Raw genomic sequence first — 25,129 nt, 5'->3', positions numbered from 1 at the left:
AAAAAGGGAAAACAACTACCGTCCCATCATCTCAGATTCCAATGAGTACAAGCAGGTTTTCCCTATAAAAATTATTACCGGATAACAATCTTAGTGGTACGTTCGGTAGTACCGTTCTTTGCTTTCACAATATATATACCACTTGTCAAAGGAGACAAATTCATCTTGTCTGTTATAGCCGATGCGGCCAATACGCCGGTAGTTGTATAAACCTGCACATTTGCAACCTCTCCCAAAGAAAGGGTAATACCATCAAATTCAATTTCAGAATTAATTGATGTGTCATTAATACCGGAAGGTTTAGTTGAAGTAAGCACTTTCATTCCGTGAATATACAAAGGAGCTTTTGTCAATGATTCAAACCGGGCATAAATAGGAGCATCTGATTTTAATTTGAAATAGGGTTCATTACCACTATCCAAAGTCTCCATTCCTGTCCATTCTTTTTGTCCGGCACTCATCAATGGCTTAAACATAGTTGAATACATAGCAGAAACAATTGTATAATCTTTAAAAGGTTTATCTTGTTCCGTCGTTCCTAACAGACGTACATAAGTTTTCACGCCGCTTGATATGAATATATTAAAAGATACACATGAAGGCATACGTACTACAAAACCGCCACCATTCGTATTCATTGCAGAAGAAGAACTGGCAGTAACAATAGCACCGGTTTTAGCATCCGCACTTTCCATTTCTCCATCAGTACCTGCTCCCTTTACAGCCGGATCGGCCGTAGAGTCTTCATAATCTCCAAAATCCGCACAAATCAACTGAATAATCTTTCCATTCGGATCTATCTTTCCATCTTCATTGTTTGCCTGACCGATATACTTGTCTATCTTTTCCTGCGTATCGAACCATATCCATCCATTGGCATCCACATCAGCCGGATCAAATAGATTATACTCTTGTGCATTTGCAAACATAACCACACTTAAAGTCATTAATAAGACCGTAATTTTTCTACTCATACATTTTTTTATTAAAGTTAATAATACATTGATTGATAAAGGTTAAACTTCCTCCCATTCTGGATTTTGTTCAACGCCATGATAACGTATTTCATCCCAAGGTATGGGATAATAATATTGCATCTGACGAAACTCACGTACACGTTTAGGATACTTGTTCATATTTGAAATCGTATATATCGGATCTTTACCCTCTTCTTTTACTATTTTCATCGCTTTCAAAGGATTAGTAGCTCCACTCATTTTTTCTACGGCAACTCCCCAACGAAGCAAATCCCAATAAGTAGTCTCTTCGAAAGCCATCTCTACACGACGTTCATTCACCAGTTGTTCCCAAGTCAGACTCGGTAACTCATCCATATGTACACGACGGCGAATTTGATTTACTTTATCCAACGCATCATCAACACGATTCTGCAAAAAATCAATTTCTGCATAATCCAACAAAACCTCTGCAAACCGCCAAATAATATAATTCTGTTTACTCGCATAAGTCTCATCACTATCAATTTTCTGCTGTTCATTTACGAATTTTCCTAAATAATATCCTGTTTTTGAAACAGCAGCATTAGCAGATGTTCCGTATGGCGTCAGATCTGCTCCAGCAATCTCTTCTTTACCTTCTTTATTATAGTGAATTTCCATTTCATGATCGCGAAAAATACAACCGTCATATAAGATATTCGCATAAAAACGATAATCCCTGTTATCATACGGGTGTGTCGGATCGTAAGGTTTACCATCACGCATATTATATTCATCCACATGATTTTGAGTAGGTGAATAGGCTGCTATTGTTCCGCCAAAGAAAGGAGAAACAGATTCACGATCAAGCTTATGCCCGAACCCATCTGCGAAATCACCATCATTCGAATGTTGTACTTCCCAAATTGATTCCTGACTATTTTTCGTTAGAAAAATCTGACGATACTGTTCTTTTATTTGATCTTGTGTTGTTCCGGTTATCTGTATCAACGAATAAGGCAACTTCATCAATTCATCATATGCCTTAGCAGCCTCTGTCAACATGGCATCCGATCGATCATCCGGAAAACCTAAATACGATTTCTCCTTATTCTGAAATACCTTACTGGCTACCCAAAAGTAGGTTTTAGCTTTCAGCATCAGAGCAGCTCCTTTAGTAGCACGCCCTATATCGCTGGCTTCTAACTTATCAGACAATAAAGAAGCCGCTAAATCCGCCTCTTCCACAATAAATTCCACCATTTCTTCATAAGAGGCGCGAGGAAATTTTTTATCATCAATCAACGGATCATAATTGTTCTTTATCAGTAAAGGACCTCCAAACTGTCGCAACAATAAGTAATAATAATAAGCACGAAAAAAATGTGCTTCGCCCAATATGCGTTGTTTATGAGCGCCCTCCTGTATTTTTCCTTCATTCTCTAATAAAAGATTCACAGACTGAATACGAGCGTAATAATTATTCCAATTTACAAGTCCTCTACGAGTAATTTCACTGGAAATACTCTTCAAAATATCACCATAGGCTGTATTATACCAATCCGCTCTACTTATAGTTATTTGATCACCATACCAAGGTAAATAATCACGGCATGCCCCTTTTAATAATGATGAAGAAGTAGGCATATAAATTGAAAAGCCATTACTCATATTACGATACCAAGGCAATACATATTCATCAAGCAATAATTGGCTTCCCCAAATCGTTTCTTGGGACAATTTATTATAAGGAGCGTCACGGAATAAACCATCACATCCGGAAAGTCCGAATATTCCTCCACAAATCAAAAAAGATACTATATATTTTCTCAACTGCATACTATTTCTGTTTTTAATGCCACATTATATTAAAAGCCTAAATTCAATGTCATACCATATGAGCGTTGGATCGGATATCCGCGAAGTGACTCGGGATCCATATCTTTTAAAGTAGACCATGTGCATAAATTACTTCCTTGTAGAGAGATACTGGCTGATGACAATTTGATTTTTTTCAATACAGATACCGGTAAAGCATATCCCACCGATAAAGATTTCAAACGAATAAAATCACAGTCTTTCACCCAAAAAGTGGATGCTTTCCGGTTATTGTCATTCGTATTAGCAATCTTGACACGAGGATAGGTTGCATTCATATTACTTTCAGACCACGTATCTGTAAGATGATATTTCTGAAAACGTTGCAAACTTCCGGATTCTAATGTATACAATTCAGTCAACTGTTGCTGATACCCACTAACTCCTTGAAACATCGCATTCACAAAAAAGCCTTTATACTTTACTCCCAAACGTAAACTCATTGTCATCTCCGGATTTGAAGAATTCTTCACAGCTATTTTATCAATATCTGTAAGTTTACCATCGCCATTCTGATCTTTATATTTAATATCACCGGGTGCAAGAGTAATATTACCTTGTTCATCTTGATCTACCAGATGATTATCAATTTCTTCCTGTGACTGGAAGAGTCCATCGGCTTCATATAACCACCATACCATATAACTCTTACCTACACGACGCCGAGTCGGTTCAAGAGAAGACTCATCTCCATAATCTAAAACCCGGTCTCTGGTTTGTGCCAATGTAAGAGTTAAATCATATTTCACTTTTTGAATGGAATTACGATGTGTCAAAGTCAAATCCCATCCCCATGCTTTTATCTTTGCAAAATTCATGTTGGGTGGATTACCATCTACTCCTGTCGAAGGCGGATACAAATAAGAAGGAGCTACCATAATCATATTGGTACGGTAACGCCAATAATATTCAAATGACAATCCAAACCGATTTCCCCAAAAGCCTAAGTCGGTAGCCACATTGTAATCCCTTGATTGTCCCCACTTTAAATCCGGATTAGGATAAGCACTTGTGTCCATAACAATACCTGGCTTCAGATTCCCTCCAATATTATATCCTTGACGTACAACATACATATATTTCCGCAAATACGAATAGTCGTCTATCGCTCCGTCATCCCCCAATATACCCATAGAGCCTCGAAACTTCACATTAGAAAGCACTGGTTGATCCCAATTCTTAAAAAATTGTTCATTCGAAAGTACCCAAGAAGCAGAAGCTGTAGGGAAAAATCCCCATCGATTGTCAGGGTGAAATTTTGTAGAACCATCCACCCGAAAACTACCTTCAATAAAATAGCGGTTATCATAACCATAAGTGGCACGCCCAATCATTGAAGCACGTTCGCTATACGACTCTTCCCCATTCACTTTGGGAGTAGTAGCACTTCCCATTATCTCCGGATAAATACCCGCCATATCCAAATTTTCTCCAGTCAAATAACGATTGTGATAATCTTGATAATTGATAACCAACAACCCGGAAACATCATGTTTTGCAGCAAAAGTGCGATTATAATTCACCCCAAGCTCCACTAATTTATTATCCACAAAACGATCGGTTTCTTTCAAAGTAATCTTTGCTTTCGGATAGGTAGTTTTATCATCTTCTTTTATCTCTCCGGTCTGCTTGTCATAAGTGTAAAGAGTTACAGGACTACTAAATGTTTTTTGAACAGAATTATTATTATCAAAAGTAGCACGTAAATAGGCGGAAAGCCCCTTTACCCAAGGAACATCGTATTTCAAAGTAGCAGTAATAGTATTCATGTTCATTTTATTACGAACATATCCCCCCGAACCGTCTACAGCTATCAAAGGGTTGCTACTATTTACACTGGCCAACCTACCATCTGTAAACCTAAGTACCTCTACTGGAGAAAAATTATAGGCAGCATCAATCGTAAAATAACTGGTATTCTTATTTTCCGAACGAGTTCCGTTTACATCCAATGACAATACAAGCCCTTTTAATAATGTTGCATCCAGTTTCATTGAATAATTATAGCGATCTCGTCCCACACCGCTATACAATCCCTTCGTATTGGTATACCCACCAGACATATAATACTTCACGAAATTATTGCCACCACTAACAGAAAGACTATGAATCATGGAATACCCAAACTTATCCAGATAGTCAATCAAATTTTCGTCACCATATACATTAGGATTAGAATGGGTACGAATCATTTCAAGCTGTTCATCGGTATAAGGATTAATACCAACAGCCGATGGTGAGTTTTCCAATGCCCGGTTATACAATTTAGCAAACTCATATGCATTAAGAAACTCAGGTAGATTGGTAGCCTGTTGCAAATTAAACTGTCCTCTGTAGTTTACCGATACTTTCTGATTACCGGTAGCACGCTTTGTCTGGACCAGAATGACACCATTAGCCGCCCGTGCACCATAAACAGCAGCTGCAGCCGCATCTTTCAATACGGAAATACTCTCAATATCATCCGGATTCAAATCCGAGAGACGCATTTCTCCTTCAGTCGTATTTGTACCGAAACGAGGTACACCATCAATAACGAGTAAAGGAGCACCATTAATGCCTCTAATATGTATATTCGATTCTTTAGATGAACTCGGATCACCTGTTGTAGACATCACTTGCAAACCTGCAACCTGTCCGTTCAATGCCTCATCCAAATTTATTGTAGGCATTTGTAGAAGTTCTTCACTCCGGACCACTTCTACCGAACTTGTCAAAGATGATTTTTTCTGTGTTCCATATCCTACTACTACAATCTCATCCAATTGTTGAGCATCATCTTTAAGTACAACTTTCAGGTTATTTTCTCCTGGTTTCAACCGGATTTCCTGAGATTGATAGCCTATAAAGGAAATGATCAATATTGCCCCTTTAGCCGGAACCAATAAAGAAAAATTTCCATCCAGATCAGTTATTGTTCCGATATCGGCCCCCTTTATTTTAATATTGGCCCCAACGACGGTTTCACCCGATGTGTCCTGTACTTGCCCTTTCAATGAATAGTTCTGTGTATTCTGTCCCCACACATTATAAGAAAGAAAACACAAACAAACAAATAAGTAAAAGATTCTATTCATATAATTTATTCATTAATTATTTTTCAGTGTACGTTCTATCAGTAATAACTGATAATCATAAAAATCCCGAGTATCGCCAACAGAGGCAGCTCGACGACTCTTATACAACTGAGCTATTTTATTTAAACGTCCTACCATAACCGCTGCCAGTTGTTCTTTAGAAAGTGTCGGCAAGCCAAAATTGATTCGGGTAAATGAATCCCCATTCATATAACTATGACTACAAGGAAGAGACGGTTCACATGTTTGACGCAAAACGTCTTCATAATCAGCGAGAGCAGTAGCAGTCTTCTTCTCAGCAGTTTTGTTCAAACCAGTATAATTGATCATCAATCCGACTGCCGCCGATTGAATATTCATATCTGCAGCAGACAATTTAATTCCTTGATAAGTAGGTTTAAACATTTCAGAGAAAACATCATCCAAATAGGAATTTAATGTATAATTCGCTTTTGAATCTATTTGTCCTCCCTCACTTATACGATATAATGCAGATGAATTCAATAAAGCCCCGACTACTGATGACTGCAACTTATCATTCACATTCATATTTACATCCAACTTAGCAATCAAGTCTTTCGGAGTAAGCCATTCGTTATAAGTGCGAGCCTGATTCAGCAACCATAACACCGCTTTTTTCTGTGTAGCCTTATCTATATAATTTTTTGCTGATGAATCCTCACCCTGACGAACTTCTTGGAAACGAATACCACCGACATAAGGCATTACATGACGCAAATGCCGTGTATATTGCCTTACAACTTCAATATACATATTTTCTACTTCATCATAGCGTGCTCCCTTATCAAAAGTCCACGTCTCTAAATTCTTCATTATGACTTTCAAATTCCGAATAGCCAAATCCCCAGCTTTCAAATGATCATCTCCTAAATCCTCAGACTGGTCTGTCGGATCAACCGTACCAAAAACTTGTTGCGCCCCGAATTCATACATCGGATCAGATTTCTTTTTCTCAATCCAAGCATCAAGTACCGTTTTTTCTTTCTCGGGAGTATCCGCTCCTGGAATAAGGCGATATCCCCAATCAATAGCATATATATCGTATACACCTAAATTCGGCGGTGTTAATTTTACCCCTTTCTCCAAATCTCCCGGTTGAGCAATATAATTATTTCTTGCATAATCCATAATACTGGGAGTGGTTCCATACTTTTGTGTAAACTTCGGACTGCGTAAAGAATCTACCGGAAAAGAATAACTAGCTCCCATATTATGCATCAACCCTAATGTATGTCCTATTTCATGAGCCGCAGCATAACGAATAGCCTCTTGCATCACATCATCATCAAATACCGCTTTACGTACACGATCATCAACAGCAGCAGTTTGCACAAAACGCCAATTATGCAATAAAGAAATAACATTATGATACCATATTACGTCTGCAGTCAGAATCTCCCCTGTACGCGGATCAATATGACTCGGTCCCATTGCATTAGCAATAGAAGTAGCAGCATATTTCACACAACTATAACGCATGTCATCCGGATCAAAATCGGGATTATTACTCGGATAATCCAGTGCTTTCACTACATTTTTAAACCCAGCAGCTTCAAAAGCCATATTCCAGTCTTCAATTCCCTGTTTTACGACAGTACGCCATTTCTCTGGGAAAGCAGTATCTACATAAAATACAATCGGTTTCATCGGTTCCACCAGCTCCCCTTTAAAGTAGCGTTCTAAGTCTTGTTTCTTGGGCTCTATCCTCCAACGATGAATAAAAGTTTGAGGAATAATCTTATCTTTAGAGGATGTGTATAAACTTTTATCTGAACTAAAATATCCCACTCGATTATCCTGTAATCGCATAGCCATCAATGTATCAGGCAAAACGAACAACGAACGATGTACCGTAACTGAATAAGGCTGATTCAACGGAGTGGTAGTAAATGACAACAAACTTTTTATCTCTATGTTATTAGGAAATGTTTTCACACTCAGAATATTAGATGCATCTGCCGCAAAAGTTCCTTTTAATGAATTTCCTCCACCAAATAATTTAGCTAAAGGACTCTCTTGCTTAATAGGGCTAATACATTTTTCATTTCCACCAAAAAAGGAAGTAACATCTATAACAACATTACCTTGATTACGAGCTACAATCTTAAAGCCTTTCAATACTGGATCTGCAAAATTCTTATTAAAAGCAGATGCGATAGGATCATTCTGGTCTACCATATTACTACTTTGCACCAAATGCATATATACTTTCTGCCCATCTTTGCTGAAACGAATCATCAATGGATTAGTTGCCATTTGCCCTGCCACATAATCATGTGTATTACTTGTTTCTGCAATACGGTTCGTCAATAGATAAGTATGCGAAAAAGCTGAATCTGGAATCTCAAAATACAAATTATTTTCTTTTTTACTCAAAAAAGTAGTAAAAAGCCCTTGCTTAATAACGGCATCTTTAGTGACTTTTTTATAGTCAGCATTCACCGAATCTTTTTTCACTTCAATAGGATTAGTCACCTTTTTTTTATTCTTTTTTCCGATTGCCGCATAGATACCCTCGCTAACAAAAAGAAACAAGAAAGACAGTAGTATTATCTTTTTCATACAATACATATATTTTTTATCTTTTCCTAATAGTTAATTCACACTCCTATATCCTTTTTCCAATAAAAAGCAATGATAATTCCGCTATTTTATTTTTTTTTCATAGTTTTGCAAAACTAATTAATTTATAATTATTATGGAAAGAAAATTACTATTTTTATTATTATTTTGCATCGCAACAATCGTGAATGCAAAAAGCGAACCTATAATTACATTAAACGTCGAGCCAGACGGATCTGAACGTACACTTGAATTTGAAGTCAGTACCCCAAATACCAAACTATTCATTGATTGGGGAGATGGAACATTAATAGAAACCGATGTGATACAAATGCCAGATCCTTATGCGAATGCCACAGTAGTAGTAGGAATTCCTAAAGGAGAAGGGTTGATTAAAATTTATGGCGAAAACATTGTATATTTCGGATGTACATCCAAAGTAGGTGAAGCCCAAGTCACAGCTGTCGACCTGACAAAAGCAACCGAATTGACTGAATTATACGTAAATACCAATAAACTGTCAACACTTGACATTAGCAAAAACAGAAAATTGCAAAAACTTTATTGTTACTCTAATCCACTCAAATCGATTAATTTATCTGAAAACATTGCCTTAACCTACATAAATTGCAATGATATTGAAACAGAAAGCCTTGATATATCAAAATGTATCGACTTAGAAACTATTTATTGTAACAACAATAAGCTAAAAGCATTAGATATTTCCAAAAACACGAAACTCAAAAGTTTATACTGCCTAAACAATCAACTGAAAAGTATAAACTTTTCCAATAACGCCAATTTAGATTACATATCGGTTAACAACAACCTGTTAACGAGTATAGATGTCACTCCATGTACAGCATTAAGATATTTATATTGTATGGGAAATCAAATCTCGGAAATTAAAGTCGGGAATATTGGAAAAACATTAAATTGCAGTAAAAACAAGCTGACTTTTGCAACATTGCCAGCAACAGCAATGGGTAGTTACACATATGCACCACAAGAAGTACTGTCTATTGCAGAAGAAATCGCTATAAACAAAGAATTGGATTTATCTGCACAAAACAATATTAAAGGCATTACAGATAAAGAACAAAAAACTGCATATACCTGGAAAACTGCTGATAATGAAAAAATCTTAGAAGCTGGTAAAGATTATACAGAAAATAATGGCAAGTTTACTTTCCTTACTCTGCAACCGCAACCAGTCTACTGCGAAATGACAAGTGATGCTTTCCCAAAATTTTCAAGCGTTAATGTATTCAAGACTACCCCTATAACAATCTCAAACGCTATAGTAAAAGAACCAATAATAACTCTCAACGTTGAAGTAAACGGAATGGAACGTACATTGGATTTTGAAGTTAGTACACCAGATACCAAATTGTCTATCGACTGGGGAGATGGAGTATTGGTAGAAACCGATGTAATACAAATGCCAGATCCTTATGCGAACGCCACAGGGGTCATAGGAATTCCGAAAGGAGAAGGACTAATTAAAATTTATGGCGAAAATATTGTATATTTCGGATGTGTATCTAAAGTAGACGAAGCACAAGTTACTGCCATTGATCTAACCAAAGCAACCGACCTGACAGAATTGTACGTAAATACCAATAAGTTGTCAATACTCGACATTAGTAAAAATACAAAGTTACAAAAGCTCTATTGTCACACAAATCCGCTTAAATTCATCGATCTATCTCAGAACGTCACATTAACATATCTGAACTGTAATGAAATTGAAGCAGAAAACCTTGACATATCAAAATGTACAGCATTAGAAACACTTTATTGTAATAACAACCAACTAAAAGCGCTGAACATTTCCCAAAATATTAAACTCAAAAACTTATACTGTGTAAACAACCAATTAGAGAGTATAGATTTCTCTAATAACATCAATTTAGATTACATATCAGTCAATAACAATCTATTAACGAGCATTGATGTCACTCCATGTACAGCATTGAGATATTTACTTTGTATGGGGAATCAAATCGCTGAGATAAAAGCTGGAATTATCGGAAAAACATTAAATTGTAGTAAAAACAAACTAACTTTTGAAACATTGCCAGCAACTGCAATAAGTGGTTATACATATGCTCCACAAGAAGCACTAATCATTGCAGAAGAAATTACCACAAATAAAGAGTTAGATTTATCTGCACAGAATAATATTAAAGGTATTACTGATAAAGAACAAAACACTGTATATACTTGGAAAACTACCGATAATGAAAAAATCTTAGAAGTTGGTAAGGATTATACAGAAAATGATGGTAAGTTCACTTTCCTTACCCCACAAATCCAACCGGTTTACTGTGAAATGACAAGTGATGCTTTCCCGAAATTCTCTGGAGTCAATGTATTCAAAACTACTCCCATAACGATCCAAAAAGGAACGGGAGTTCAAAACAACTCACAAGACGACATTATTGTAACAGCTCAAATGGGTAAAGTATATATAGGAGGTTTACAAATAGCAGATAATATTCAAATTTATACCATCATCGGAGAAAAAGTTATAGAAACAAAAGCAAACAACGATGCTATGACATTCGAACTTGCTGGTAATAATTATATTATACTCATTAATGGTAAAGCTCATAAAGTAGTCGTTTTATAAAACGTACCTATATTACAAAATAATCAAAAAGTATATCAAAATCTCTCTCTTAATAAAAGGATGAGGAAACGTCGAAAACCTCTCTGAAAAAAAGGGGATGTCAAAACTCCCCTTTTATCAAAATCACCCTCGCTACAACTGTGAACTGCACTCCTAAAGTTTTGTGTCCAACTTTTGGGGTGCAGTTTAATCCTGTGGCGAGGGTGATTTTTAGTTTATGAGAATTTCGACACACCCTCCATTTTTTATACAAAATCTATTGGAAAAATATCGTTAATATTTCTTACAATATTCATCCAAGTCTTTCATTTAGATCCGAATCACTCTTATTTATCTATTGAACAGCTCGAATGTAAATTTACACCCAACCTGTTTATATTTAAAATTCTCGCTGCTTACAAAAACACCCACATCAAAAATATGCGTACCTATACCATATCCTATTTCCATATACGGATTAAGGTGCGGAACAAACAATGTATTAACATACAGACGTTCGTTTTGAACATAGCGGGTATATTTTATCAAGTGCCGCAAAAGCAGGAAAGGAGCTTCATAAGTGAAATGCGCACGAACATATTTACGGGAAGAGTTATACCAGCGTCCATCCAATAATTGAAAAACGCCGCCAATATCATCATTCCACCCTACGGGCAGGTTACTCCTTGCCAAATTAGCAAAATCGACAAAATAAAGCTGTTCCTGATTCGTAAATGCACCAAGCCCGAAACGATAATAGATATTACGCATAGGCCCCAATGGGACATGGTGTTGAAGATCAAATTCAATTCTCTCATATTCTCCCGTACTTTTAAATACACCTTTGATACCACGTTCGTAGTCAAAAGAGAAAGTAGGAAAAGACGAGTGAAGGTTCAGCTTTCTTTTCCCATTCATATAATAATACAGGCAAGGAGTCCACTCGACACGGATACGAGGAGCAAAGCTTATATATGTATCCTTAAATTTATTCATAAAATCGGGGGTAGGAGGAACTATGGGATTTACAATCACAAACTTCGATTTCTCAATAGCCGTCCTCCTGTGAGCAGAAAAGCCGACACTTAACTCCAACCCGTTGACAATCTCGATACTATGACGGAAATTAAAAAACAAGTCCTTAAAATAATCCAAATGTATCTGGTCAAAATCAAAAATACTATCTGGAATGGCTTTCAACTCATCCAATACGTCACTGCTATAAATACGGTTACCATTACCAAAATTAACATGAATAGCCCCCCTCTTCTGCGGCCAATAATCAAAATCGGCATTTGCCGACCAATAAAATTCCTTACGGGTAAAATTATAACCAATCCGGGGTACAATCCGCAATACTTTATCTCCGGAAAACAACCGGTTGTACTTAAAATCCTGCCGCCAGGAGAAGCCGTTACTACCACTATAACTCAGCAGTAGCGGATTTATAATAGGAGAACATTTGACACTACCGACATGGGACAGATCCATGTTAATATCAGATAACAAAAAATCACCAACCTCCCCCCAAAACACACGACGCCGTGAAGGAGGTTTCGAAACGGAAGTATCTTTCCTTAAAGCATAATCCTCATACAGTTTTTTTTCATCGCTGCTCAACTCGACAGGACGTAAAGAAGCAAAATGGGCACTATCCACCAGCAGAGAGTTCGTATCCGATCTCAATGTATAAGATTCCGTAAGGTCAAACTTCTTTTTTTCTTTACGATACTTACCCCGGTCATTCAACTCGATGGAATTATAATTCAATGAAGCCAGATAACTGCCATCTACCACATTACCCACAAAATTGAAACGGACCTTAAATTCATAACACACAGGCAGAAATTCATTGTCATCCCCCACCTCTCCCATTTTAATGAGATTTTCAAAAGTCAGAAGTTCAGAACGTCCGGAAAAACGTATTTCACGCAGACTCCACACATCAGAACTGACAATCATATATCCTCCCACCAACTGGTCACTTTTCGACTTAGGAATAAAACGTATTTTATAGTGCATATTATCCTGTGTCCCCATGATAGTATCTATCTGGTAACGATAATATTTTTTCGCATTTTTGGCAAGTGGCGAGAGCAGGCGGTCGTAAAGCAATGTAGGAGAATAGGCATTAACATGAAAATATTCAAGCATCGTTGCCTGGAAGCCGCCACTGAAAACAGTACCGTAACCGGCTTTTACCTTTTGATCGTAAATATTGGGAGCTGTGAAATGCAATTCACTATACGATTCCATCAAATACTCACGCACCCCTTTCTGCATGCGAAACATTTTCGGAAGGTAGCGGAACATGAAATTCTTTTTTCGGATATTCAGTTTACCTTTTATATAAAGGTCTGCCCGGTAGTCATTCACTATTTTTTCATAGAAAGGGGTAAAGGTCATCACATTATGCAAGATAGAATCCACAGTGATGGGTTCACTCGTATACAGGTTCAAAACAGAATTGGCTCTTCCTTTCGGTACTAAAAGGAATAAAACCAGAACCAAAATCCATATCAACTTATAGTGTTTCAAAAAAAATCCTTTCCATTACTATGGAACAAATATACTTAAAAACAATGAAAAGAAAAGATCTATCCGGAGATTAACACTGATTTATAAAAAAGAGTTATAGTCAACCTTTGGCTTTGATGAGCTCCGAACGATACACGACAATGTATCCCTTTTATCATGTAATGGAACAGATATCAGGCAACGCGACAAAAAAAACAGCAAAGAAAAATTCCCCAAAGAAAGACATGACGAAACACTTATCGGGTTTGTGCCATTCATCAAGGGGGATTATCTAAGAAAAAAAGATATTTTTCAAAATTACCCCCTAAAATATAGGGGTACTATCAGAAAAAACATATAATTTTGCAGCATCAACCGATAAAAAACAGACCATTTATGTCTAAAATGAGATTTTTCGCTTTACAAGAGCTCTCAAACAGAGGCCCTCTGGAGGTCATCACTCCTTCCAACAAATTATCCGATTATTATGGCAGTCATGTATTCGATCGTAAGAAAATGCAGGAATATCTTCCTAAAGAAGCTTACAAGGCGGTAACCGATGCCATTGAAAAAGGTACTCCTATCAGTCGTGAAATGGCCGATCTGATTGCCAATGGCATGAAAAGTTGGGCTAAATCGCTCAATGTAACTCATTATACGCACTGGTTTCAGCCTCTTACAGACGGAACAGCAGAAAAGCATGACGGTTTTATCGAGTTCGGCGAAGACGGAGGGGTCATTGAACGCTTCTCCGGAAAACTGCTTATCCAGCAAGAACCGGACGCTTCCTCTTTCCCTAACGGAGGTATCCGCAACACGTTCGAAGCACGCGGATATACTGCTTGGGACGTCTCTTCACCGGCTTTCGTAGTAGACACTACCTTGTGTATCCCTACTATTTTCATCTCTTATACCGGCGAAGCATTAGATTATAAAACACCTTTGCTGAAAGCACTCGCAGCCGTTGATAAAGCAGCAACCGAAGTGTGTCAGTTGTTCGACAAAAACGTAACCCGCGTATTCACCAACTTAGGATGGGAACAGGAGTATTTTCTTGTCGACTCCTCTTTATATAATGCACGTCCGGATCTTTGCCTGACGGGACGTACGCTGATGGGGCACTCTTCGGCCAAAGACCAGCAGTTGGAAGATCATTATTTCGGTTCTATCCCCCCCCGCGTCACTGCATTTATGAAAGAGTTGGAAATAGAGTGCCATAAACTGGGAATTCCGGTAAAAACCCGTCACAATGAGGTTGCTCCCAATCAATTTGAATTAGCTCCTATTTTTGAAAATGCCAACCTCGCCAACGACCATAACCAACTCGTTATGGATTTGATGAAGCGCATTGCCCGTAAACATAACTTTGCCGTATTGCTACACGAGAAACCATATAGCGGAGTCAATGGATCGGGGAAACACAATAACTGGTCGCTCTGTACCGACACCGGCATTAATCTTTTTGCCCCGGGAAAGAATCCGAAAGGCAATATGCTTTTCCTCACCTTCCTGGTAAATGTATTAATGATGGTTTACAAAAATCAAGATTTGCTACGTGCTTCTATCATGAGCGCCGGCAACAGTCATCGTTTGGGTGCTAATGAAGCTCCTCCCGCTATTCTTTCTATTTTCCTGGGCAAACAGCTCTCTGCCACTTTGGACGAAATAGTACGCCAGGTAGGAAGCAGCAAAATGACACCGGAAGAAAAAACAACATTAAAATTAGGTATAGGGCGTATTCCGGAAATTTTACTGGACACCACAGATAGAAACCGTACTTCCCCGTTCGCTTTCACTGGAAACCGTTTTGAATTCCGTGCAGCAGGTTCCTCTTCCAACTGTGCTGCCGCCATGATCGCCATCAATGCCGCCATGGCCAATCAGTTAAACGAATTCCGTGCTTCTGTCGAAAAACTGATGGAAGAAGGAATCGGCAAGGACGAAGCCATTTTCCGTTTGCTGAAAGAAACGATCATTGCTTCCGAACCGATCCGTTTCGAAGGTGACGGCTATTCGGAAGAATGGAAACAAGAAGCAGCCCGCCGTGGATTGAGCAATATCTGCCATGTGCCTGAAGCGTTGATGCATTACATGGATAACCAATCCAAATCGGTATTGATAGGCGAACGTATTTTCAACGAAACGGAACTGGCCTGCCGTCTGGAAGTAGAGCTGGAGAAATACACCATGAAAGTTCAGATAGAAAGCCGCGTATTGGGCGATCTGGCCATCAACCACATCGTTCCGATTGCCGTAATCTATCAAAACCGCTTATTGGAGAATTTAAGAGGACTGAAAGAAATATTCCCTCCGGAAGAATATGAAATCATGAGTGCCGACCGTAAAGAACTCATCAGAGAAATTTCACGCCGCGTCACTGCCATCAAGGTATTAGTCAGAGACATGACAGAAGCCCGCAAAGTGGCCAATCATAAAGATAATTTCCAAGAAAAGGCATTTGCCTATGAGGAAACCGTACGGCCTTATCTGGATAATATCCGCGATCATATCGATCATCTGGAAATGGAAATCGATGATGAAATATGGCCTCTGCCCAAATACAGAGAGTTGTTATTCACTAAATAAAAACAATACGAAGGTGGTTATATCGGTTTACAAAAATAAAGAGTGCTGATAGACAAAAAGCACCCTTATTTTATGAACAAAAGTATACATCACTATTAGTTTAGCAACAATTGTCCCCCTATATGAAACGTTTCAGTCTGTATCATATATAGGTAAAGGCCATTAGAAAGATGGCCTTTATTTATATCTGCTTCACTAACTGTGAAATTTGTAATTCCTGCCTCATAGGCATAATACGAGTTACTGAATAATAAATATCCTTGAGGAGAATAAATTTTTAATTGAATATTTTGTGGCTTATCTACATTCACATAAAAGGTAGTCCAAGACCTAAAAGGATTGGGATAATTCCACACTCTATAAAAAAGATTCTTCTCTACATTATTATCTATACCAGTCAGCATATCAGTATCAATAAAAATACCAGAACATACCGGATAGTCAGGATCATTGTAATAATCATAAAAGAAACGGGTAAGTCTTACCTGCAAATGCCCTTTCATTGAATAAGATAAATAAACCCCTTCTACAAAATCCTTCAAAATAGTGGAATGAAGTACCTGCTTTGTATTTACATCAATAACATCTACTAACATTTGAATATTCTTATTCTCATAATCGGCAAAATAAAGAGAAATTTTTAAAGGTTTTTCTTCGGAGACATTAATATCTATAAGCTGATGCAACCGAGATGTTCGTACAGCCTGGATCCGTTTGGATTTATCATTCGGATATAACAAAGCATTACTCTTTACTGCATTCCCATCCTTGACGACCAGTTCATCACCTACATACTCAATTTTTACATTATTTTTTTCTTTCACTAATTGACAACCAAATACCTCATATCCTAAAGTTCCGTATCTGGATGTCCAGTTACCCTGAGTAACTTCATCTTTATTCAAGAACTTCACAATACCGGAAGGAGCATTTGAATAAATGGTTTCTTTAATAGTCATATCGGTTCCAGCAGGGACAACAAGAAGCGCTTTATTAGCTTCCATCATCAAAGATATTTGATTTCCAGATATTGTACGCCCCAATTCTACAACTGAGAGACCGTTAAAACTTTCGTTGAATGTATAGATATCCACATTTCGGATTTGCGCCCATTCTTTGGGAAAATTCCAAGTAAACTTACCCCCTTTCAACGAATAAGTCATGATTTCCGGATGATTTTGCCAATATACAGGGAGAAATACGTCATATCCTTTTTTAACCAATTTGTTATCACGATATATTTTGTGGATATCATCACTATATTCGCTCACAACATTATCAGACAAAGTCAACCGATATAATGAACCTTCATGCACATATTCTTTACGCAATAAGCGGTTCAGATAAAAATAAGTAAGAGTATGATGCGTAAACTCTCTTAACACCCTGTCGGGATTGTATTGAAACTGAATATCTTCCAACTGCAAACTGGTTCCGAAGACTTGCAAATGAGGTTTCAAATTAATAGTTTGTCCAAGCAAAGTATCATGAGCTATATCTCTACCGCCACACATAATATAAGCAGGAATTTCCATCTGATTCACATTGAGTGATTCATTCCAATCCCATGTAATCCCTTGGGAAAGGAATCCATACAATTGAGGATCAGCATATTCACCTATCAGCTGGATGCCATAAGCCTGTTTCAAATATTCGGCACATTTCTTTATTGCATCGCGCTGATCATTTTGAGTTATACCATGATAGGGGCTGGCCGGGTATTGTGTAATATTATCAAAATACAATACGCCCGTCTCTTTTACTAAGGGAACTTCTTCTAAAAACTCATCTATTTTCTGTTTGGTTACTCCACTTTCCCACTCTTTAACGAGGTTAACCATATAACTTTGCCTGTTCCACCACACTCCACCAGGAATAAGACTTCCTGATTCTTTCCGGCAAATCAAATCTTTTTCTTGATAAGTTGACCATTTAGGAGAATCTTTGTAAGCATCAAACGGATTAACATGAAAAGTACAGTTAGTATTGTACCTACGTGCTTGTTGCATCAACCAAAGAAGGGCCTCTTTTCCGGTTAATCCTCCGGGAGCCGTAAAAGAATCGTTAATTGGAGTCCACCAAGGATATTGATGATCATGTCCATCTTGCTGAAATCCTCCTAATATAACTATTTTAGGTAATCCCCTGGTTATACAGTCTACCTGTTTTATATAATTCAAAACTCGACCCATATCCAAATTTGATACATCTTCAGGGCGCGCACAACGAAGCATAATTTTAAAAGTAAGTGTTTGTGACAGATCCTTACCATAGGGGTATTGAGGATAAGTATACCCCATTCCCTGTTGCGCATTCGCCGATTGGATAATCAAAATAAACATAAGTGCCAACAATAATATAAATTGGGAAATAGTTCTCATATCATGTATATTACTTTTTAAATTCTGTAAGAGAAAAGAATATTTTTCTCCTACAGAATTTTGTTTCCTTTATTTAACAATCAATTTACCTGTATATGCAAAATTACCAGTCTCTACCATAATCAAATAATTCCCAGATGGCAAATATCCATGGTATTCGGCTGTTGCCCCATCTATCTGCATCTCATTTTTACATACAAATAGTCCGTTATCCGAATAAATCGTGATACATGCATTAACGGCTGTTCCGATATTTGCTTTGACAACGAAATTTGTTGTTGCCGGCATTGGATAAATCAATAATCCTCTTGAATCATTCATTGTTTCAAGTTCCAGACCTGTCACATTTGTCGGTTCACAAGCTCCCATACTCGGAATTTCAGGGCGTATATTCCCTATTTGGTCACTTGTTCCAGCCAATACCGGATTACCCGTTTTTATAGCCGGATTACTATTTCCGATCAATAAGTGTACCATTTGTGAATTCACTTCCTCCAGCTCTGTGATAGTTGAACCTATTTCAATAGGGGTATTAGAGACATCTTCACCATAATAGTCATCCGCATCAATAAAGCGTTTGTTATTCCAAATTGAATATAAATGAACAAAAGACATGAAGTCTCCGGTAGAATAATCTGTTTCATCCATATTTCCTCCTACAGTATTTAAAGCATAAATAGCATTATTGAGAGTAATAGAACAGTCACCGGATGTTTTAAAGAAACTATCTTTGCCTTCGGCAGACTCATTACCTATGATAGTAGCCCCAACAAGATTAATCTCAGAATATCCCTCCCAATTACCATTCATGATAGCACCGTTATTGATTGATCTGTTTCCACTGATTGTGATATTCCGGATATCCGCATAAGCATTCTGAAAAGCCAATGCGGTAGCAGTATTATTGTAAATAGAAACATTATTCATTTTCACTCTTGATTCCCAACCAATACCTAAAATAGAATTACCTACATTTTCATAAAAACGGCAATCAGATAATGTCAGATTCTTAATCTGACACTTAAGAGCTGTACCTTCTGCATTATCGGTACTGATGTTTTTTCCAAAAATACAATTATTTACGGTAGCCTCATCTCCATCCAGCCATCCGCCAGCATGTGCTCCGGCTATATTATTATAAAAATCACAATGATCTAATTTGAATTTACCACTAATACGCAATGCTCCCCCGGCATTACCAACTGTATTTCCATCAAAATCACAATTCACCACCTCAATAGTAGAATTCCATGCTGTAAAATTAACTGCCCCTCCTGAACCATTACCATTTGATTTAGCATCTTTATTCTTGATAAACATGCAGTCTTTTACAAGTACCTTCGCCTCTGCTTCATCATTATTAGTATACCGGACGGCGCCTCCTTCCCATCCGGCATTCTCATTAAACTGGCAATTAACAACAGTCATATTTTGTCCTCTTTCAGAAAAGAGAGCACCACCATTACTGCCCGCAACATTTTTCTGAAAGACACAATTTTCAGTACTGATTGTCGATTCATAAGCAGCTATTGCCCCACCATTATTCCCAGAAATTTCAGCAGTATTATTTATGAACTGACAGTTTTTAAGTCTGATATCATAGCCCCATGCTGCAATAGCTCCCCCATTCTGATCTGATTTATTACCGGTAAAAGTACAATTCTCCACCTCAAGAACAACCAGTTCCTGCTGATTGTCCGGACGTTGTAATTTTAATGCGCCTCCCCATGCAGCCGAGTTGTTTTCAAAGATACAATTAGACAATTTCAAACCGGTTCCGGCCGGAGATCCCCCTTCAGCCTCGTTTCCACTTTTTAAAATAATAGCTCCGGCACCTCCACTAAAATCACCATAATGTTCTCCGTTTTCTCCTTTTCCATTCTTAAAAGTAAATCCATCAACAACAGCCATCTCACTACCCAATAACACGTATGCTATTGTATATACATTCGTACTCTCATCAATCTGGCCATTTAGTGAAGTAATATTAACCTGAGGGTTCCTTTCTCCGTTACCGTCGGACGGATATCCACCTAAGATAGTTACCCCACCGGATATTTTAAAACGAAACTCCGTAGGATTATTATTATCTCCTTTAAAGTTTAAAGTCGGTTTATATTCACCGGCAGCCACATGAACTGTCGATCCGGCCGTTGCATTCAACAATGTTCCTGATAAATTACCAGAAGCCTGTTCCCAAGAATCTCCATTTCCAGAGGCTCCGACTTTTACATAATAATCTTTTGCAAACAAACTGCTTACCATTAATGATAGACAACACGCTACGAATAAATTTAGATGTTTCATTTTATTATATATTTAAAGGTTAATGATTGATTTTTCTAATAATAGCCGCCATTCCCCCTCCAGGAGCAAGTGACACCTTTATTTTACTGTTAATATTCACATTGATGACTTCCCGCTTGTAATCATTACCATTACGGTCAGCATTAACTCCATCCCTGAACAATTCCATTTGCCAGTTACCTTCCTTTAAAAAAGAGAAATCGATCGTAATTTCACGCGTTTCCCAATTCGTAATAGCCCCCAAATACCATATATCCGATTTCTCTCTGGCAATGACTGCATACTCACCGACCTTACCATCCAAAGCGACAGTTTGGTCAAAAACAGTCGGTATTTGTCTCAAAAAATCAGTTGTTTCCTGCTCTTTCATGTAATTATTGGGACTATCAGCCAACATATTTAAAGGAGATTCAAAAACAACATACAAAGCAACCTGGTGTGCACGGGTTCCCTGACTCATAGGAATTGAATGAATACCTCTGTAACTTTCTTTATTAGCATTAACCATAGCCCCCGGAGTATAATCAACCGGCCCAGCCAGCATCCTTATATAAGGGATCGTTACGTCATTAAAAGGCATATCCGGGTAATCCCCTTTCAAGTATTCCAAGCCATATACCCCCTCAAAGTTGATAACATTCGGATAAGTACGTTGTAGTCCAGTGGGTTTGTATGCTCCATGAAAATCTATAATAAGGTTATGCTCTGCCGCTTTTTGTGCCAACCGATAGTAAAAGTTAACCATTTTCTGATCGTCCCGATCCATAAAATCAACCTTAAACCCTTTAACTCCAAGCTCAGCATAATGTTCAAGAGCTTCGTCCATCTTTTGGCTCAAAGGTAACCATCCTCCCCACAAAAGAATAGAAACCCCTTTTAACCGGGCATACCGAATGATATAGGGTAAATCGATCTCCGGCACAACTTTCATGATATCTGTACTTTCTGCCCATCCTTCATCCAACAAAACATATTCGATACCGTTTTTTGCTGCAAAATCAATATAATAAAGATAAGTGTTTGTGTTAATTCCGGCACGGAAGTCTACTCCATAAATATTCCATGCATTCCAATAATCCCATGCCAATTTTCCCGGTTTAATCCAGGATGTATCATTAATACGGCAAGGACTGGCTAATTTATATACCATATCATTATTCAATAAATCCTTATCTTCATCTGCAATAATAACTACTCGCCAAGGGAAAGTCCTGTCACCTTTGGTCTTCGCCGTATAATCAGCCCGTTTCACTACAAGAGATTGTAAGTTATTATGTCCTCCCTGTACTTCTTCAACAGGATACGGAGCAAAATCCGCAATTAATCCCTGCCTAGTCTTCTTGTTTATCCGAAGAAACATTCCGGGGTAATCCTCAAGGTCAGCTTCTGTAATCCCGCATTTTATTCCGTCTTGTTCTACTAATATAGGAGTAAAAGCCGGCCAAAAATCAGACATCTTCTCTAAAGGAATATGCTGATACGTATTTTCAAAAGAACATGAATATACATCTTCTTCTTTGGCATTCACGTATCCTACGTATACCTTTGAATTTTTCTTCGCAAAATTAAATTCCACCCCTTCCGATAAGATAGTTATATCTTCTTTCTGTAAACCTATCCATCTATAAGCTACTCCATCATCATATACCCGGAATTGTAATGCATAATTTCCTGCAAAAGTGAGATTCAACTCTTTATAGTTATCCTCTATTATTCTTTTCTTATAAATAGAAGTTGTAATCGTTTCATTTACAGTATGAATTTTTGATTTACGGATATGCGGATTTGCTCCTAATGTTTTTTCTTTCGTCTGTAGTGAGATAAAAGAGGGAAGTATCACCGGGGTGGAATTGTAATTCACACTCCAACTAATCCTGTCTTTCACATTCACACTCAAAATGATCTTGTTATCAGGAGAAGAAACATTAAAGTCTTTACTATACATACATATAGGAGATATAATAAGAACTCCCAGCAAATATTTTATTCTATTCTTCATTTTCTGTTCTTTTACTTGTTTTTGAATGACATAGAAGGAGGAAGTTCTCCCGACTGTCCCCATTTTGAGGGTTTATTGCCCATAATAAATTCGAGACTTCCTCCATCCGATATATCAGTATGTCGGAACCAACACCTATTCAACTCCTGTCCATTCAGTTTGGCTGATTGTATATAGATATTTTTATCATTAGCATTTTTTGCTACGATTTTTAATTCCTTTCCATTTTCAAGAGAAATAATAACTTCCTGAAATAGTGGACTCGAAATAAGATATACATCTTGTCCGGCATTAGGATAAAAACCCAAAGCATGAAAAATATACCAAGAGGACATTGAGCCGGAGTCATCATTTCCGGGAATGCCTTCACGAGTTGTATTGTAACGGGTCTGTAAAGTTTTACGAACCACTTCTGCTGTTTTATCCGGACGACCTGCATAATTATAAAAGGTAGGTACCAAAAATCCCGGTTCATTGGATATTTGAAATAACCCCATAAACCAACGTTGATCCCAACGCTCATGCGTGAAATAAGTATCCAGACGATTGATAAATTTCTCTTTACCACCACATTTCTCTATCAACCTGTTCACATCATGAGGTACATAAAAAGACATCTCCCAAGAAAATGTTTCATAGAGGAAATCTGGCCATGTACCACTTGTGAAAACAGAAAATTTATCTTCCGGCCACCATGTACCATCAACATTCTTAGGCCATAGGAAACCTTTATGTCCTAAACTCTCTATCCCGTCATTCCAGATATTTTGCCAGTTATTTGCACGTTGATAATATTTCTCCGCAACATCATGTTTACCTAATGCACTGGCCACAGTTGCGATTGCGAAATCACAATTAGCATATTCAAAGGTCCTGCTTCCTGCACGTTCATAAGCTGTTGACACATAACCCAATGCATTATAATCAGCAATACCTCCTCTACCTTCTTTTCGTTCATCACCTCCGGGAGCTACTTCTGCATTTTTTACCATTGATTGCAAAGCCGTCTCATAATCTATATTTTTCAATCCTTTAACCATCGCATCTGCAATCAATATATCACAATCCGTTCCTCCTTGTACTCTCCCGTTATCATTCCCACTCCGGGCATCTGGCATATATCCGTCATGTTTATATATATCAATAAGCGAACGTATCATATCCGTCTGTACGGAAGGTGTCAATAATGTAAATAAAGGATGCGTTGCACGGAAAGTATCCCAAATTGCAAAATAATCATCATAATAAGGCTCATCTGATACCCATTTCGGATTTTCTCCGGTCCTGTTTACAGGTTGCAAGTAGCTGTGATACATTGCCGTATAAAAAATCTTCTTGTTTTCTTCCGTTCCAGTAACCCGGGCTTTTGAAAGAAGCTGATTCCACTGATCGACAGCCACATCTTTTACTTCCTGGAAATCCCATGATTTCATCTCGGAAAGATTGGATCTGGCTTTATTAAGCCCAACAAATGAAATACCTACTTTAGCCCGTATTTTTTGTCCTTTAGTGGTATTATACTTGAAATAGGCACCGGTCTTTTCATTACTATCAGTTTGCGACAGCTTTCCCGAATACACTTTATTTCCTTTCCAGGTCCCTACTTCAGTCGCCGGGGTATCAAACTGAGCATAGAAATAGACGGTATAAGCTCCCCCTTCATTCCATCCTCCTCTAACACGTGAATACCCTTCTACCTCAGTATCAGAAACTATTTTCACTTCAGAGCCTACCAACATTTGTTTTTCGTGCGATTGCAGAAAACTGCCCAAATCAATGATTATTTTTGAATCTGTTCCTTCTGGAAAAGTATATTCATGAAATCCACTTCTGGAGAGTGCAGTCAATCTGGCATGAGTATTATATCTGCTTAACCCTACAGCATATTCCCCTAACAGGACTTTTTCTCCCGAACGTGGAGACGAATAATCATCCAGATTGATTTCTCCGGTCATTGGCAGCATCAGAATGTTACCATATTTGCATCCTCCTCCTGTACCACTCACATGCGTATGACTGAACCCGTGTATATTACCCGTAGGATCCCATCCGGCATTCCAATCTTTATTACCGCAATCCGGTCCAAGTTTAACCATTCCGAATGGTACGCAAGGTCCCGGAAATACATTTCCACCTCCTTCTACTCCAATATATGGATCTACATATTTTGATAAATCTACTTGTGAATAAGCACACGACACCCCTATAAACAGGGTTACAATAAATATTATAAATCTGTTTTTCATAAA

At 37.8% G+C, this 25,129-nt stretch carries 11 protein-coding genes; 2 read left to right on the top strand and 9 right to left on the bottom strand.

Annotated features, from left to right (window positions below):
- Window positions 1-74: 74 nt before the first annotated feature.
- Genes RB604_RS09545 through RB604_RS09530 form a run of 4 tightly spaced genes read right to left on the bottom strand, consistent with a single transcriptional unit; the run spans window position 75 to window position 8,476 of the window.
- Entirely contained in the window at window positions 75-974 is a 900-nt protein-coding gene (locus tag RB604_RS09545; protein ID WP_005925028.1) for a T9SS type A sorting domain-containing protein, read from the bottom strand.
- 42 nt (window positions 975-1,016) lie between these two features.
- On the bottom strand, window positions 1,017-2,777 hold the full coding sequence (locus tag RB604_RS09540; protein WP_005925032.1) for a RagB/SusD family nutrient uptake outer membrane protein: 1,761 nt from the start codon (window positions 2,775-2,777) through the stop codon (window positions 1,017-1,019).
- Window positions 2,778-2,806: 29 nt separating this feature from the next.
- Window positions 2,807-5,893 carry a SusC/RagA family TonB-linked outer membrane protein gene (locus RB604_RS09535; protein WP_007478511.1) on the bottom strand — a complete coding sequence of 1,029 codons (3,087 nt, stop codon included), beginning with the start codon at window positions 5,891-5,893 and terminating at the stop codon, window positions 2,807-2,809.
- A 12-nt stretch (window positions 5,894-5,905) separates the two neighbouring features.
- The gene (locus tag RB604_RS09530) at window positions 5,906-8,476 is read right to left on the bottom strand and encodes a zinc-dependent metalloprotease (protein ID WP_055295225.1); all 2,571 of its coding nucleotides are present in this window, start codon (window positions 8,474-8,476) and stop codon (window positions 5,906-5,908) included.
- 136 nt (window positions 8,477-8,612) lie between these two features.
- Here RB604_RS09530 and RB604_RS09525 point away from each other — a divergent pair, with 136 nt between their 5' ends.
- Window positions 8,613-11,111 carry a leucine-rich repeat domain-containing protein gene (locus tag RB604_RS09525; protein WP_005925041.1) on the top strand — a complete coding sequence of 833 codons (2,499 nt, stop codon included), beginning with the start codon at window positions 8,613-8,615 and terminating at the stop codon, window positions 11,109-11,111.
- Between the two features lie 330 nt (window positions 11,112-11,441).
- Here RB604_RS09525 and RB604_RS09520 read toward each other — a convergent pair whose 3' ends face one another.
- Window positions 11,442-13,628, bottom strand: a complete 2,187-nt coding sequence (locus RB604_RS09520; RefSeq protein WP_005925045.1) for a DUF5686 family protein — start codon at window positions 13,626-13,628, stop codon at window positions 11,442-11,444.
- Window positions 13,629-14,003: 375 nt separating this feature from the next.
- Here RB604_RS09520 and RB604_RS09515 point away from each other — a divergent pair, with 375 nt between their 5' ends.
- Window positions 14,004-16,193: a glutamine synthetase III family protein gene (locus tag RB604_RS09515; RefSeq protein ID WP_005925048.1), complete on the top strand. Its 2,190-nt coding sequence runs from the start codon at window positions 14,004-14,006 to the stop codon at window positions 16,191-16,193.
- Between the two features lie 95 nt (window positions 16,194-16,288).
- Here the strand turns inward: RB604_RS09515 and RB604_RS09510 are convergent, their stop codons facing one another.
- From RB604_RS09510 to RB604_RS09495, 4 genes are all read right to left on the bottom strand, one after another.
- Window positions 16,289-18,574, bottom strand: coding sequence for an endo-alpha-N-acetylgalactosaminidase family protein (locus RB604_RS09510; RefSeq protein WP_055295123.1), 2,286 nt, complete (start codon window positions 18,572-18,574; stop codon window positions 16,289-16,291).
- Window positions 18,575-18,643: 69 nt separating this feature from the next.
- Entirely contained in the window at window positions 18,644-20,881 is a 2,238-nt protein-coding gene (locus tag RB604_RS09505; RefSeq protein WP_082430620.1) for a T9SS type A sorting domain-containing protein, read from the bottom strand.
- 19 nt (window positions 20,882-20,900) lie between these two features.
- A complete protein-coding gene (locus RB604_RS09500; protein WP_055295119.1) occupies window positions 20,901-22,880 on the bottom strand; it encodes a retaining alpha-galactosidase in 1,980 nt (659 codons plus the stop codon).
- Window positions 22,881-22,891: 11 nt separating this feature from the next.
- Window positions 22,892-25,126, bottom strand: a complete 2,235-nt coding sequence (locus RB604_RS09495; protein WP_055295117.1) for a GH92 family glycosyl hydrolase — start codon at window positions 25,124-25,126, stop codon at window positions 22,892-22,894.
- Window positions 25,127-25,129 lie beyond the last annotated feature (3 nt).

Source organism: Bacteroides salyersiae (assembly GCF_031172035.1).
GTDB classification, from domain to species: domain Bacteria; phylum Bacteroidota; class Bacteroidia; order Bacteroidales; family Bacteroidaceae; genus Bacteroides; species Bacteroides salyersiae.
Note: the sequence above shows the minus strand (reverse complement) of the source record. Positions and strands in the feature narration are given on the sequence as shown.